Here is a 14,265-nt window from a genome sequence, read left to right on the forward strand (position 1 = left end):
ACACCAAAGCAAACTCGGAAAGGACTTCCCATGAGCAAGCTCTTCGAACCAACACAGGTCGGCGACATCGCCGTCAAGAACCGCATCGTCATGGCCCCGCTGACCCGCAACCGCTCGCCGGGCGCCGTGCCGAACGACCTCAACGTCGAATATTACACGCAGCGCGCCACCGCCGGCCTGATCGTCACCGAAGCGACCGCCATCACCCATCAGGGCCAGGGCTATGCCGACGTTCCCGGCCTTTACAGCAAGGAAGCCCTCGATGGTTGGAAGCGCGTGACCGACGCGGTGCATGCCGAGGGCGGCAAGATCGTCGTGCAGATGTGGCATGTCGGCCGCATCTCGCACACCACGCTGCAGCCGAACGACGGCAAGCCGGTCTCCTCCAGCAACAAGACCGCCAAGTCGAAGACATACCTCGTCAACGCCGACGGTACCGGCAGCTTCGCCGAAACCTCCGAGCCCCGCGCGCTTGAAACCGCCGAGCTCCCCGGCATCGTCGAAGACTACCGCAAGGCCGCCCGCGCTGCAATCGATGCCGGCTTCGATGGCGTCGAGATCCATGCAGCCAACGGCTACCTGATCGACCAGTTCCTGCGCGCCGACATCAACGACCGCACCGACCAGTACGGCGGCTCGATCGAAAACCGTGCCCGTTTCCTGTTCGAAGTGGTCGATGCGATCACCAGTGAAATCGGCCCGCGCCTGACCGGCATCCGCATTTCGCCGGTAACCCCCGCCAACGATTCGTCCGACCCGGCTCCTCAGCCGCTGTTCACCCACGTCATCGAAGGCCTGGCAAAATACGACCTCGCCTTCATTCACATCATCGAGGGTGCAACCGGCGGCGACCGCAACTACCAGCAGGGCGACAAGCCCTTCGACTACAAGGCTTTGCGCGCTGCCTATGAAAAGGCGGGCGGCAAGGCAAGCTGGATGGTCAACAACGGCTACGACCGCCAATTGGCGATCGACACGGTCGAAAACGGCAGCGCCGATCTCATCGCCTTCGGCAAGCCGTTCATCTCCAACCCGGATCTCGTCCAGCGCCTCAAGGACAATGCCCCGCTCAACACTCTCGACCAGGCGACGCTCTACGGCGGCGGCCCCAAGGGGTATATCGACTACCCGGCACTTGAGAAGGTTGCCTGATTATCCGCGCAAACACATCGAAATCCCGCCACCCGGCGGGATTTCTTTTTGGGCGACGAGACAAGGCTTTAGCGTATCGCCCTTCTCTTTCCAGCGGCAGACGCTAACATCCCGTCATGTTCAAGCCCCATCTCGACCGCTGGCACCTCATTGCAGACGGCGCGTCGATCACCACCCATTCCAGCCACCTCCTGCCCGTCCTCTGGCAAGGCAACCCGGCCATGCTGAAGCTCGCCAATGATGAGGCGGAGAGATCGGGCGGCGCCCTGATGCAATGGTGGGGCGGAAACGGTGCGGCCAGGGTCTATGCCCGCGACGCAGAGGCCGTTCTGTTGGAGCGGGCACAAGGAACGCGCTCGCTGCTGGCGATGGCCATGTCTGGCGAGGACGACGAGGCGAGCCGCATCCTCTGCACGACCGTCGCCAGACTGCACGCACCGCGCCACACGCCGCCACCGCCGCTCATTCCGCTCGCCCGCTGGTTTCGCGCACTGGCATCCGCTGCACGCACCCATGGCGGCATCTTCGCAGAGTGCCAGAAGATATCAGCCGCCCTGCTCGCCGATCCCCGTGATCCGACCGTCCTGCACGGCGACATCCACCACAGCAACATCCTCGATTTCGAAGCGCACGGCTGGCTGGCGATCGACCCGAAGGGTCTGTTCGGTGAGAGCGGCTTCGACTACGCCAACATTTTCGCCAACCCCGACCTCCCAACCGTCACGTTTGCCGGCCGCCTGCAACGGCAATTGCCGATCGTATCGGCGCAAGCCGATATCGAGCCGCAGCGCCTGATCCGCTGGATCGCAGCCTATTGCGGCCTATCCGCCGCATGGTTCCTCGCAGATGGCGCAACGGCCGAGGCCGAAAGCCCGTTGGCCGTCGCCCGCATCGCGCTGGCCGAACTCCAATAGCGTCAGCCGCGCTGCACCAGCATTTCCGCCGCGCCACCCTGCTGCTGATCCGTCAGGCACCCGAGCGACTGCAAGGTTGCCCGAACGGCATCGTCGATCGGCGTATGCGGTTCGGCGCCAAGCTCCGCAATGAGGCGATCATTGCGCATCCTCAGCGGCTCCCGCCAGAGATAGCGCATTTCCTTGAGCTCGCGCATCAACGGAACGAAGGGCGCCGCCAAAGGAACGATCCACCAGGGGAAGCCCGCGATCTTCACCTTGCTGCCGGCAACACGGCGGATCGCCTCGGCCATCTGCCGGCCATCCTCATCGAAGAAACCATCCATGTGAAAGGCTGCAAACGCCGGCAGCCGGTCGGCGTGTTCGACGAGGCGCACCATCGTCTCGGCAACATCAGGCAGATAGGCCCATTGATGGCCGACACCCCGCGCCGCCGGGTTTTTTACCACCGTCACCGGCTTGCCCGCCGTGATCATGCCGCCTGAAAGCCAGCTATTGCCTGTCGTGCCCGGCCCGAAAAAGTCGCCGGCACGCACGATGATCACCCCGGTACCGGATTGCGACGCGTCCTTCAGCCGCCTCTCCATCTCCACGCGGATGCGCCCCTTCTTCGTCACCGCATGCTGCGGGCTGTCTTCGCGCAGAAGCGGAAAGGCGTCAGGCCCGAAATTGTAGACGGTGCCCGGCAAAACGATCCGCGCACCCACCGCTTTCGCGGCAGAAATCGTATTGTCCAGCATCGGCAGTACCAGCGTCTCCCAATCACGATAGCCGGGAGGATTGACCGCATGGACGATCAGGCTGGAGCCCTCGGCCGCTTGCAACACATCGCGCGCATTCATCGCATCGCCCTGCGACCAGTCGAAATCAGGCTCGGCCTTCGCGGCCTTGGCTGCATTGCGGTTGAGCGCGCGGATGCGCCAGCCACGCGCGAGCAGCTTTCGGGCAACCGCACCGCCGATTCCACCGGTCGCCCCGAGAACGAGGGCAGTTCGATTGGTCTTCATGTCGGTGTCCATCATCATCTCCTTCAATTGCGTGAGGACACCATGCCGGAACCCAGAGATAAACAAAATTGACGAAATACGTGGAGCAGCTATACATAAATATATGGATATCGAACCGAACTGGGATTTCTACCGCAGCTTTCTGACCGTGCTCCAGCAGGGCTCGCTGTCTGCTGCTGCTCGCGAACTGGGTCTGACCCAGCCGACGATCGGCCGCCACGTCGATGCGCTCGAACAGGCAATCGGCGCCGAACTCTTCACCCGCTCGCCCAACGGCTTGCTACCGACCGATGCAGCCCTTGAGCTGCAGCCCTATGCCGAGACGCTTGCAGCGACATCGGCGGCGTTGCTGCGCACGGCATCGAGCCGGCGGGACCGGGTTTCCGGAACTGTGCGCATCAGCGCCAGCGAGATCATCGGCGTCGAGGTGCTGCCGCCCATTCTTGCCGATCTGCAGGAGGCCTATCCCGATCTCCAGATCGAGCTGTCGGCATCAGACGCGATCGAGGATCTGGTCAATCGCGAGGCGGATATCGCGGTCCGCATGGCCGAGCCCTCACAGGATGCGCTGGTGGTAAAACGCATTGGCGAACTCCCGCTCGCCTTTTACGCGCACCGCCGCTACCTGGAGCGACACGGCACGCCTGCGACGCTGTCCGATCTCGCCCATCATCGACTGATAGGCTTTGATCGCCAGACGGCCTATATTCGGATGATCACCAAACGCTATCCGATGCCGCAGGGCATTGCCTTCGACTTCAGGGCGGACAGCAGCCTCGTGCAGCTATCGGCCATTCGCGCCGGCCTCGGCATTGGCATTTGCCAGGTCGGCCTGGCGCGGCGCAACCCCGATCTTGTGCAACTCCTGCCAAACGATTTTCGATTGCCGCTCCACACCTGGGTGGCGATGCACGAAAGCCTGAAGACCGCACCGCGCTGTCGGGTGACGTTTGATGCCCTGGTGGTCGGGCTGCAGGACTATTTGAAATGCTCGACGACGAGCGAAGCCTGAAGGCATCGCGCAGTCTTGTTGATGGCGATCACCATACGGTGAAATTAAGGAAGCGAAGCGCATCGATGGCGTCATCAGGCGCGCGGCGATGTCGCCGCCGGGTGGGTTCGCCAGTTGCCATCGACCACTTCGGTCTCCGGCCTGTCGCCACCTTCGGCATATTCCTCGTGCCATTTTCCCTTGTCGTCCTGCCAGCTGATCTCGGCGGAATCGCCACCGACCTGCTGCTCGGCCGCAACGATGCGGGCTGCCTCGAGCGCTTCGGAATGTGTCGGGAAAGCCTCGGAATAGACGTCTCCCAGCCGGTAGGCCCAGCCGCCATCGTGCTGGACGACCTCATAGACCACCTTGACCATGCACTTCACTCCTCTTCTTCTTGTTGCGCACCCGAATGCCGACCGGGTTTTATCCGGGTCCGCCGCGGGGCCGCTTGCCAACAAAAAACGAGAGGCGCCGCGATATGCTTCCGGCTGACCGATAAGGCAGTATTCCATTAAATCCGCAAGACTGCAAACCTGCGTTGCGTATCCGCCGACTTGATATGTGAAATCAGAAGCTTAGACTTAAGACATGAATCAAAATCGGAGCCTGACCTTGGGGATAGTTTCTCGCCTGAAAACTGAACGATACCTGGTGATAGCACTTGTTGTCGGCGTGATTGCCTACCTGTCGGAACACAGCATCATGGAAATGGGCCAGGCGGCACCGCTGGTCGCCGCAGCAGCCCTCGTCGCCACCATCGTCCTGGTCTCGATGCGCGTCGCCCATCATGCCGAAATCCTCGCCATCAAGGTCGGCGATCCCTACGGCACGATGATCCTGACGCTCTCCGCCGTCGCCGTGGAAGTGATTATCCTCGCCATCATGATGGCCGGCGAAAGCTCGCCGACACTGGTGCGCGACACGATCTACTCGGCGCTGATGCTTGATATCAACGGCATCCTCGGCCTCGCAGCGCTGCTTGGCGGCCTGAAGCATGGCGAACAGCCCTACAACGACAACTCCGGCAAGACCTATGGTGTGATGATCCTGACGGCCATCGGCATCTCGATGATCGTCCCGGAGTTCGTCCCCGCGGACAAATGGCATTACTACTCGGCCTTCACCATCGTTGCGATGATCGCGCTTTACGGCCTGTTCCTGCGCATGCAGGTCGGCCAGCACAGCTACTTCTTCAGCTACAGCTACCCGCGCCAGGAGCGCAAGCACGATGGCACAGAGGAGCATGGCACCGACGAATCGACAGCGGCCTCGATCGCCACCATCCTTGTCGGCGTCGTCATCATCGGCGCCCTGGCCGAATTCATGTCTGCCTTCATGACAACAGGATTGAAGGGCACCGGCGCACCGATCGGGATCACCGCACTCGTGGTCGCCACCATCTCGGCAGCCCCCGAAATCCTGACCGCGCTACGAGCCGCCCTGAAGAACCGCATGCAGGCGACCGTCAACATCGCCATGGGCGCGTCGCTCTCCACGGTCATCCTGACGGTGCCCGTGATGGAAGGGATCGCGCTGTACACCGGCCAGCCCTTCATCATGGCGATGACGCCGGTGCAGACGGTGATGGTGACCATCACGCTGATCGCCGCAGCGATCAACCTCAACGACGGAGAAACCAACGCCATCGAGGGAATGACCCACTTCATCCTGTTCGCCACGTTCCTGATGCTGGCGGGACTGGGTCTCTGATCAAGAGCGCTTGCGCCGGCCGGAAACGGCGCAAGCACCGATAGAACTATGAAATCAAGCTCTTGCGCCGATGAAATGAATCACTTTGCGAGCGGCGCCTCCGGGGCACTCGCCTGGATCAAGCAGCCGCCTTGTCAGACGAACCGTAAAGGACCGCCCGGTTTCGTCCGCTATCCTTGGCAACATAGAGCGCCGCGTCCGCCATCTTCAGAAGATCGCTCCACGAGTGATCCATATCCTGGCTGGTGGCGACGCCGATGCTGACGGTCAGCGGAACGCGTTCGCCATTGCTGTCCAGTTCCAGCTTCCTCACCAGCTCCACCAGACGCTCGGCCGCCGCCATCGCCTCTGCTGGATTGGTTTTCGGTAGGTATGCCGCAAACTCCTCTCCGCCCAAACGGGCAAAGCTGCCGCCCGCCCGCAGATTGCGGCCGATGGTCTGGGCAAAGCTCACCAGCACCTGATCGCCGGTATCGTGACCGAAGCGATCGTTCACCTGCTTGAACAGATCCAGATCCATCAGCAGCAGCGCGTCGTCCGCGCGCATTACGTGCGGCATGCGCGACGTGAACCAGCGACGATTGCCGACGCCGGTCAGAATGTCGGTATCGGCAGCATGGCGCAGCTCCGCCTCGGCCCTCTCCTTGACCAGAATGATCACGAACAGTGCGATGGCGAAATGGCAGATGATCCGCACAAAAAACGCCCAGCGCGGCGTCATCGGCGCAATTGACGGCGTCAGCATGGCGATGACGATCAGCAGCGCCAGAAGCGACGAGAGTGCAATCACCGCCGAGAGCACCAGACGGACCGGAAGTTGCTCAGGCCGGCGATCACGCATCACAGACACGGCAGCGGCGGCAAGCAACAGGAACGACATCGAGTTTGACACGGCACTGCGCAGCTTGTCGTCCAGGTAAAACCCGGTCACGCCAGCAACACAGACCAGCACCGCCGGAACGACCATCACCAGCCAGTCCACCCGGCGCTGCCTGCCGCTGCTCAGCGTGCGCATGCCCACCCAGAACAGCGCATAGCCCATCAGGCCGAATGTGAATGTTCCGAACGTCCAGATTTCGTGGGAAAGAACCGAGCGTTCGCCAAGACCGGCGAGTGTCGATGACATCGCAAGCGAGATGAAGCCGATTGCAAGCGTTCCCAGCCCCTCACCCCGTCTCGATTGCCAGCGCGCATAGAGGAAGCAGAGGGCTCCGACCAGAAACGAGCACTGATGCAGCAGGAGAACCGTGGCGAGGTCGAGCTGGAATGATTGCAATGTCATGATACCAAATACATAAAATTCTATGGAAACAAGACGCACACCTCGGCGTCACTCATTGGCGCTGCTTAAACGCTTGGGAGCAAAACGCACCCCTAACAAAAAACCCGCCGTCGCCGGCGGGTTTCGAAACTCATGCTTTACGAAGTCTTACTTGCAGGCACCGCAGAAGCGCTGGATGCGCTTGCAGGCTTCCTCGAGCAGGGCTTCAGATGTCGCATAGGAGATGCGGAAGTTCGGGCCGAGGCCGAAGGCAGACCCGTGAACCACGGCAACGCCTTCCGATTCCAGCAGTTCGGAAACGAAGTCCTCGTCCGTTTCCATGACCTTGCCCGAAGGTGCTGTCTTGCCCATCAGGCCGGCGCAGGAGGGATAGACGTAGAAGGCGCCTTCAGGGTTCGGGCAGGCAATGCCCTTCGCCTGATTGAGCATCGACACGACGAGGTCGCGGCGGCCTTCGAAGATCTTCTTGTTCTCGGGAATGAACGCCTGCGTGCCGTTCAGCGCCTCGACGGCAGCCCACTGCGCGATCGAGGTCGCACCCGAGGTCTGCTGGCCCTGGACCATGTCCATCGCCTTGATCAGCTGCAGCGGGCCGGCGGCATAGCCGATACGCCAGCCGGTCATCGCGTAAGCCTTGGAGACGCCGTTCATGGTCAACGTGCGGTCGTAAAGCGTCGGCTCGACTTCCACAGGCGTCACGAACTTGAAGTCGCCATAGGTCAGGTGCTCATACATGTCGTCGGTCAGCACCCAGACATGCGGATGCTTGACGAGCACGTCGGTCAGCGCCTTCAGCTCGTCATGCGTATAGGCAGCGCCCGACGGGTTCGACGGCGAGTTGAACAGGAACCACTTGGTCTTCGGCGTGATCGCCTTTTCGAGGTCGGCAGGCTGGAGCTTGAAGTTGTTTTCCTGGGTCGTCATCACGATGACCGGCGTGCCACCGCAAAGTGCCACCATTTCAGGATAGGATACCCAGTAAGGGGCCGGGATGATGACTTCATCGCCCGCATTCATCGTGGCCATGAAAGCGTTGAAAAGAATCTGCTTTCCGCCGGTGCCGACGATCGTCTGCTGCCAGTCGTAGTCGAGACCGTTCTCGCGCTTGAACTTCGCGGCAATCGCCTTGCGCAGCTCAGGGATACCGGAAACCGGCGTGTACTTGGTCTCGCCGCGGTTGATCGCGTCGATGGCAGCCTGCTTGATATTGTCTGGCGTATCGAAATCAGGCTCGCCGGCCCCAAGACCGATCACGTCGCGTCCTTGTGCTTTCAACTCGCGCGCTTTCTGGGAAACGGCGATGGTGGCTGAAGGCTTCACACGGGAAAGAGCATCGGCAAGAAAGGCCATGATATCGGTCCTATACGGTTGATTTTAGCAGAAGGCCGGGACCGGAATTCTGCGCTAAGGTCTATGTCCAATGTGGACGGGCATTTCAAGCGCAAAGGCGTGATGGAGCCCATGATTCTTCGTGATCAATCGGCTGCAGCTATCCTCGGTTCGGCCAATCGCTGCTCCTGCAGCAGGGATTGGCGGGTCCACCCCACGGATCGACCTGCGGAACGATCCCGATTTCACCCCTGAAATCAAAAACTTCGCCAAATCCGGCCGTTGCCATGAATTGGCCGCAACAAATGCCGCGGCATGCCGCAATTCGGTCGCGAGCCCGCCGAGATCGAAAGCGCATTTGGTTGCATCCGAAATTGGTTAGTGAGGGCATGCCATGTTTCTGGAAGATGAAGTCACCGTCAGACGACTGCGCGCCAGCCGCTTTTCCCTGTCATTGCTGATCGCATGCGTGGCCTTTGCCGCCTCGATCGTGACGCTGTCGGGGCTGGCGACGGCAGCCTATGCCGCTGATGAAGGTCAGCAGAAGAGCCAGCAACTCGCAGGCCTCGTCAGGCCGAACGACGTCAACAGCGGCTCGCTGCTCTTCCCCGCCAAGGAGCCCGGCTTCTTCGTCGAGGCGCCACGGCTGAAGACCGACGTCGAGATGGATGTCACCGGCCCGATCGCCCGCGTCAAGGTCACCCAGCGTTTCCAGAACCCCAGCAAGGGCTGGGTCGAAGGCACCTACGTCTTCCCGCTGCCGGAAAATTCCGCCGTCGATGTGCTGAAGATGCAGATCGGCGAGCGCTTCATCGAGGGCCAGATCAAGCCACGCCAGGAAGCCCGCGAGATTTACGAAAAGGCCAAGGCCGAGGGCAAGAAGGCAGCCCTGCTGGAACAGCAGCGCCCCAACATCTTCACCAATCAGGTGGCCAATATCGGCCCCGGCGAGACCATCGTCGTGCAGATCGAGTACCAGCAGTCGGTGCGCCAGTCCGGCGGCGAGTTCTCGCTGCGTTTCCCGATGGTCGTCGCCCCACGCTACAATCCGGCCCCGATCGTGCAGACCGTCGAGTTCAACAACGGCGCCGGCTTCGCGGTCCCGTCCGATCCGGTCGAAAACCGCGAGAAGATCGAAGCCCCCGTGCTCGACCCGCGTGAAAACGCCAGGATCAACCCGGTCGCGCTGACCGTAAACCTCAAGGCCGGCTTCCCTGTTGGAGACGTCAAATCCTCCTTCCACGAAGTCGATATCACCAAGGATGGCGACCAGAACTGGACGATCGCGCTGAAGGGCGAGGCCGTCCCCGCCGACAAGGATTTCGAGCTCACCTGGAAGGCCGCGCCCGGCAAGAGCCCGAGCGCCGGCCTGTTCCGCGAAGTCTTGAACGGCAAGACCTACCTGCTCGCCTTCGTCACCCCGCCGGCAACACCGGACACCTCAGCCACACCTGCCAAGCGCGAAGTGGTCTTCGTCATCGACAATTCCGGTTCGATGTCCGGCCCGTCGATCGAGCAGGCCAAGCAGAGCCTCGCGCTCGCCATCTCCAGACTCAATCCCGACGACCGCTTCAATGTCATCCGTTTCGACGACACGATGACTGACTATTTCAGCGGCCTCGTCGCCGCCTCTCCCGACAACCGCGAGAAAGCCATCGCCTATGTCCGCGGCCTGACCGCCGACGGCGGCACAGAAATGCTGCCGGCCCTGCAGGCAGCGCTGCGCAATCAGGGGTCGGTTGCCGCTGGCGCGCTGCGCCAGGTGGTGTTCCTGACCGACGGCGCCATCGGCAACGAGCAGCAGCTGTTCACCGAGATCACCCAGAACCGCGGCGACGCCCGCGTCTTCACCGTCGGCATCGGCTCGGCGCCCAACTCCTACTTCATGACCAAGGCCGCCGAAATGGGCCGCGGCACCTTCACGCAGATCGGCTCCACCGACCAGATCGCCAGCCGCATGGCCGAGCTTTTCGCTAAGCTGCAGAACCCTGCTATGACCGACCTCTCAGCCAGCTTCGAGGGCATCACGGCCGACGACATCACCCCGAACCCGATGCCCGACCTCTATACCGGCGAACCGGTCGTATTGACCGCCGAACTGCCGCAGGCCAAGCCATCAGGCAAGCTGCAGATCACCGGCAAGACCGGCAACCAACCCTGGCGCGTCGAGATGGACATCGCCAACGCCGCCGATGGCCACGGCATCTCCAAGCTCTGGGCCCGCCGCAAGATCGACGATCTGGAAGCACGCGCCTATGAGCGACAGGACCCGACAGCACTCGACAAGGACGTCGAGACGGTGGCGCTCGCCCACCACCTCGTCTCCCGCATGACCAGCCTCGTCGCCATCGACGTAACCCCGTCGCGCCCATCCGACAAGCCGCTGGATGCGACCAGGCTGCCGCTGAACCTGCCCGATGGCTGGGACTTCGAGAAAGTCTTAGGCGACACCGCCCCTTCCCCTGCTCCGCAGACACCGGCAGGTGCCGCGGCCGATCACGCCAGCGCCGCCCCGCAGCAGCAGTTTGCCGAACTGGCAGCAACCCGCATGGCCGCAGCGCCGACCCCCAAGGCAGCAACCCTGATTGCCCAGCGCTCAACCTCTGTCCAGCTGCCGCAGACGGCCACCCGCGCCGACGAGCAGATCGCTCGCGGCGTGACGATGCTGGTGCTCGCATTGGTGGCGGCGAGTGGACTAATGGCCTGGAGGCGTCGCACGTCCCTGTCCGGAGCATCGCGCAATGGCAACTAGAATGGGCGGCAGCAGATATGAGCAGGCCGATGATTTCGGCCCGCTTCCCACCTATCTGGAACTCGCCATGGCGACGGCCGCGGCCACCGCCTATGACGCGCCTGACGCAAAAAAGGGCTCATCTCTGCTGCCCCGTCTCTCCGCAGTCGAGAAAGCCATCGCCGTCGCCATCGCCATTCTGGCGATCTATGGCGCCGTCCTGATCAGCGACGGCATCTATATCAAGGCCAAGGCACAGCTGTCGCAATTCCTGCTGGCGCGCGCCTTTGCCGCCGAACTGCGCGGCGAGGACGCCAAGCCATGGCCGTGGGCGGACTTCACCACCGAGGCAAGGGTCAGCGCCCCTCGCCTCGGCAAGAACGCCATCGTCCTTGCCGGCGCCTCCGGCGAAGCGCTGGCCTTTGGTCCCGCATGGCTGACCAACACGCCACAGCCCGGCGACGAAGGCACCTCTGTCATCGCCGCCCACCGCGACACCCATTTCCGCTGGTTGAAGGACGTCAAGCCCGGCGACGCGATCGAGGTCACCCGCCGCGATGGCGAGCGCCTGACATTCAAGGCCGGCGAAGGCCGCGTCGTCTCCTGGGACAACAGCGGCATCGACCCCGCAGCGCAGGGCCACCACCTGGTGCTCGCCACCTGCTGGCCGTTCGGCGCCACCGAACGCGGCCCACTGCGCTATATCGTCGAGGCCGAACTGATCGACACCACGGCGACCGGCACGGTGCCGACGGCAAACACAAAGCCGTTATCCCTGACGCCATGAGGGTTGAACCCGGCGCCCCGACACGCCAAGTGTCAACCAGCGATGGTAGGTCAGGCAACCGAGGGATGGATGATGAGATCAGTTTTGGCGCTTCGGTTCGGTATGCTCCTGGCAACGACCTATCCCGTGTTTGCCGCGCCTGCCATCGCCGCCGACACCGTGCAGACAAAGAGGGTTGCCGTACAGGTCGAGACCATCGCCACCGGGCTTGAGCATCCATGGGCCGTCGCCGTGCTGCCCGATGGCGGCTATCTCGTCACCGAGAAGCCAGGCCGCATGCGCATCATTCGCGATGGGCAGCTGTCGGCACCGATATCAGGTGTTCCCAAGGTCAGCTCCAGAAGCCAGGGTGGCCTGTTTGATGTGGAACTCGCCCCTGACTTCGCAACATCCAGAACACTGTACCTGACAGCTGCGACGTCGGGTGATGGCGGCTCCGGCACCGAAGCCTTCAGCGCCACGCTCTCGCCGGACGGAACCGCGCTCGAAAACGTCAGGTCGATCTTCAGGATGCGCAAGTTCACCAGCGGCGGCATCCAGTACGGCGCGCGCATCGCCATCGCCAAAGACGGCTCTCTTTTCATCAGCATCGGCGACCGTGGCGACCGGGATCGTTCCCAGGACTGGAAGGACGATGCCGGTACCATCATCCATATCAACGCGGACGGCAGCATTCCCGCCGACAATCCGTTCAAGGATGGCGCAAAGGCATTGCCCGAGATCTGGTCGAAGGGCCACCGCAACCCGCAGGGCATCACCTTCGACGCCGCCGACGGCAAGCTCTACACCGTCGAGCACGGCGCGCGCGGCGGCGACGAGATCAACGGCATCGAACCGGGCAAGAACTACGGCTGGCCCGTCATCACCTACGGCCGCGATTATTCCGGTGCCGAGATTGGTGAAGGCACCGCCAAGCCGGGGCTGGAACAGCCGCTCTACTACTGGGACCCCTCTATCGCCCCGGGTGCCGTCGCCGTCTATCGCGGCAAGATGTTTCCCGAATGGGACGGCGATTTTCTCGTCGCAGCACTGAAATTCCAGCTTCTGTCGCGCATGCAGCGCGACGGCAGCGGCGCCTTCGTGGCCGAGGAGCGGATCTTCGACGGCGCTTACGGCCGCATGCGCGATATCGTTGTGGCGCCCGATGGGGCACTGCTGATCGTCACCGACGAGGACGATGGCGCGCTCCTGCGCATCTCCCGCGCACCGGGCGGCAACGGCTGATATCGCGCGGTCGCTGCCTTGCCCTGTCCAGAAGCAACTGCTAACGGTCGCGCCGAATTCGACCGTTTCCCCTTCCAGACATCAAGCTCCCAGCAATCGAGACTGCAATGACGCGCATTCAGGCGAACCTCCTTCTATTGCTCGCCGCTGCCATATGGGGCGGTGGTTTCGTCGCACAGTCGACAGCAATGAAGTCGATCGGCCCCTTCTGGTTCATCGGCCTGAGATTTGCCATTGCCGCGATGACGGTGCTGCCGTTCATGCTGATCGAAGCCCGCAAGGCGACGACCAGAACCACGCCGCGTCATGTCAGGCTCTACGCACTGATCGGTCTTGCACTGTTCGGCGGTGCGGCCACGCAGCAGCTCGGGCTGCAGACGACGACCGTTACCAATTCGAGCTTCATCACCGGTCTCTACGTCGTCATCGTTCCCATCATCTCCGTCGTCTTGCTGCGCCGGTCGCCGCACTGGATCGTCTGGCCCGGTGCCATCATGGCCGTGACCGGCATCTATCTTCTGTCTGGTGGAGAATTGTCGGCGCTGTCGCGCGGCGATCTGCTCACCGTCGTCTGCGCCGTCTTCTGGGCCGGTCAGATCACGCTCGCAGGCATCACCGTCTCGGAGACCGGCCGGGCGCTGACACTCTCGACGGCGCAGTTTACAGTCACCGCCGTCTGCGCGCTGGCCGTGGCCATCGTCACTGAACCGATCAGCTGGGAAGCGGTCCGGGCGGCCGCACCGGAGATCCTCTATGTCGGCATCTTCTCGTCAGGCGTTGCCTTTTCGCTCCAGATCATCGGCCAGCGCTACACGACCTCCTCGCAGGCAGCCATCTTCCTGTCGTCGGAAGCGCTGTTCGGCGCCTCGCTTGGCACTCTTCTGCTCGGTGAAACCATGCCAGCGCTCGGCTATGCCGGCTGCGCGCTGATGTTCCTTGCCATGCTTCTGGTTGAAATCGTCCCGGAAATAGCGCGCCGGCGCAGTCGAAACAGCCTGAATACCAGCCCAAATCTGGGATGAAATCGAAAAGATGAAAAAAAGTTTAACATTCCGCGGATCGCGCGGGCGTTGTATTTTTGGCAAAATCTGCCCTTAAAATATATTGCTAACGATATAAAACGTTATTCAGCGGC

At 62.3% G+C, this 14,265-nt stretch carries 12 protein-coding genes; 8 read left to right on the forward strand and 4 right to left on the reverse strand.

The annotated features are described in order from the left end of the window. The first annotated feature begins 30 nt into the window (after positions 1–30). Entirely contained in the window at positions 31–1,152 is a 1,122-nt protein-coding gene (locus tag GVL52_RS14130) for an alkene reductase (protein WP_160008116.1), read from the forward strand. Positions 1,153–1,268: 116 nt separating this feature from the next. After that, on the forward strand, positions 1,269–2,066 hold the full coding sequence (locus GVL52_RS14135) for an aminoglycoside phosphotransferase family protein (RefSeq protein WP_160008118.1): 798 nt from the start codon (positions 1,269–1,271) through the stop codon (positions 2,064–2,066). A gap of 2 nt (positions 2,067–2,068) precedes the next feature. Here the strand turns inward: GVL52_RS14135 and GVL52_RS14140 are convergent, their stop codons facing one another. Next, positions 2,069–3,085 (reverse strand): NAD(P)H-binding protein, encoded by a 1,017-nt coding sequence (locus GVL52_RS14140; RefSeq protein WP_160008120.1) that lies wholly within the window; start codon positions 3,083–3,085, stop codon positions 2,069–2,071. Between the two features lie 91 nt (positions 3,086–3,176). Between GVL52_RS14140 and GVL52_RS14145 the strand changes: the two genes are divergently transcribed. Further along, positions 3,177–4,085, forward strand: coding sequence for a LysR family transcriptional regulator (locus tag GVL52_RS14145; protein ID WP_160008122.1), 909 nt, complete (start codon positions 3,177–3,179; stop codon positions 4,083–4,085). Positions 4,086–4,159: 74 nt separating this feature from the next. On the opposite strand, the gene GVL52_RS14150 is transcribed toward GVL52_RS14145, so the two are convergent. Continuing rightward, positions 4,160–4,441 (reverse strand): DUF2188 domain-containing protein, encoded by a 282-nt coding sequence (locus GVL52_RS14150; protein ID WP_160008124.1) that lies wholly within the window; start codon positions 4,439–4,441, stop codon positions 4,160–4,162. Positions 4,442–4,679: 238 nt separating this feature from the next. Between GVL52_RS14150 and GVL52_RS14155 the strand changes: the two genes are divergently transcribed. Further along, the gene (locus GVL52_RS14155; protein ID WP_160008126.1) at positions 4,680–5,777 is read left to right on the forward strand and encodes a calcium:proton antiporter; all 1,098 of its coding nucleotides are present in this window, start codon (positions 4,680–4,682) and stop codon (positions 5,775–5,777) included. Between the two features lie 118 nt (positions 5,778–5,895). Here the strand turns inward: GVL52_RS14155 and GVL52_RS14160 are convergent, their stop codons facing one another. Then, positions 5,896–7,059, reverse strand: coding sequence for a GGDEF domain-containing protein (locus GVL52_RS14160; protein WP_160008128.1), 1,164 nt, complete (start codon positions 7,057–7,059; stop codon positions 5,896–5,898). 147 nt (positions 7,060–7,206) lie between these two features. Next, on the reverse strand, positions 7,207–8,409 hold the full coding sequence (locus GVL52_RS14165) for a pyridoxal phosphate-dependent aminotransferase (protein ID WP_160008130.1): 1,203 nt from the start codon (positions 8,407–8,409) through the stop codon (positions 7,207–7,209). A gap of 373 nt (positions 8,410–8,782) precedes the next feature. Between GVL52_RS14165 and GVL52_RS14170 the strand changes: the two genes are divergently transcribed. The 4 genes from GVL52_RS14170 (at position 8,783) to GVL52_RS14185 (ending at position 14,152) form a co-directional block, all read left to right on the forward strand. Continuing rightward, entirely contained in the window at positions 8,783–11,140 is a 2,358-nt protein-coding gene (locus GVL52_RS14170) for a marine proteobacterial sortase target protein (protein WP_160008132.1), read from the forward strand. Next, positions 11,130–11,906, forward strand: coding sequence for a class GN sortase (locus tag GVL52_RS14175; RefSeq protein WP_160008134.1), 777 nt, complete (start codon positions 11,130–11,132; stop codon positions 11,904–11,906). Before GVL52_RS14170 ends, GVL52_RS14175 begins: the two co-directional genes overlap by 11 nt. 102 nt (positions 11,907–12,008) lie before the next feature. Then, a complete protein-coding gene (locus tag GVL52_RS14180; protein ID WP_160008489.1) occupies positions 12,009–13,130 on the forward strand; it encodes a PQQ-dependent sugar dehydrogenase in 1,122 nt (373 codons plus the stop codon). 107 nt (positions 13,131–13,237) lie between these two features. Then, entirely contained in the window at positions 13,238–14,152 is a 915-nt protein-coding gene (locus tag GVL52_RS14185; protein ID WP_160008136.1) for a DMT family transporter, read from the forward strand. The last annotated feature ends 113 nt before the right edge of the window (positions 14,153–14,265 follow it).

This window comes from Rhizobium sp. 18055 (assembly GCF_902706285.1).
In the GTDB taxonomy this organism is placed as follows: Bacteria; Pseudomonadota; Alphaproteobacteria; order Rhizobiales; family Rhizobiaceae; genus Rhizobium.

Excerpts from the sequence above, each read along its gene's own strand:
- GVL52_RS14130 (WP_160008116.1), top strand. The coding sequence starts at position 31 with ATGAGCAAGCTCTTCGAACCAACACAGGTCGGCGACATCGCCGTCAAG.
- GVL52_RS14135 (WP_160008118.1), top strand. The coding sequence starts at position 1,269 with ATGTTCAAGCCCCATCTCGACCGCTGGCACCTCATTGCAGACGGCGCG.
- GVL52_RS14140 (WP_160008120.1), bottom strand. The coding sequence starts at position 3,085 with ATGGACACCGACATGAAGACCAATCGAACTGCCCTCGTTCTCGGGGCG.
- GVL52_RS14145 (WP_160008122.1), top strand. The coding sequence starts at position 3,177 with ATGGATATCGAACCGAACTGGGATTTCTACCGCAGCTTTCTGACCGTG.
- GVL52_RS14150 (WP_160008124.1), bottom strand. The coding sequence starts at position 4,441 with ATGGTCAAGGTGGTCTATGAGGTCGTCCAGCACGATGGCGGCTGGGCC.
- GVL52_RS14160 (WP_160008128.1), bottom strand. The coding sequence starts at position 7,059 with ATGACATTGCAATCATTCCAGCTCGACCTCGCCACGGTTCTCCTGCTG.
- GVL52_RS14165 (WP_160008130.1), bottom strand. The coding sequence starts at position 8,409 with ATGGCCTTTCTTGCCGATGCTCTTTCCCGTGTGAAGCCTTCAGCCACC.
- GVL52_RS14170 (WP_160008132.1), top strand. The coding sequence starts at position 8,783 with ATGTTTCTGGAAGATGAAGTCACCGTCAGACGACTGCGCGCCAGCCGC.
- GVL52_RS14175 (WP_160008134.1), top strand. The coding sequence starts at position 11,130 with ATGGCAACTAGAATGGGCGGCAGCAGATATGAGCAGGCCGATGATTTC.
- GVL52_RS14180 (WP_160008489.1), top strand. The coding sequence starts at position 12,009 with ATGCTCCTGGCAACGACCTATCCCGTGTTTGCCGCGCCTGCCATCGCC.
- GVL52_RS14185 (WP_160008136.1), top strand. The coding sequence starts at position 13,238 with ATGACGCGCATTCAGGCGAACCTCCTTCTATTGCTCGCCGCTGCCATA.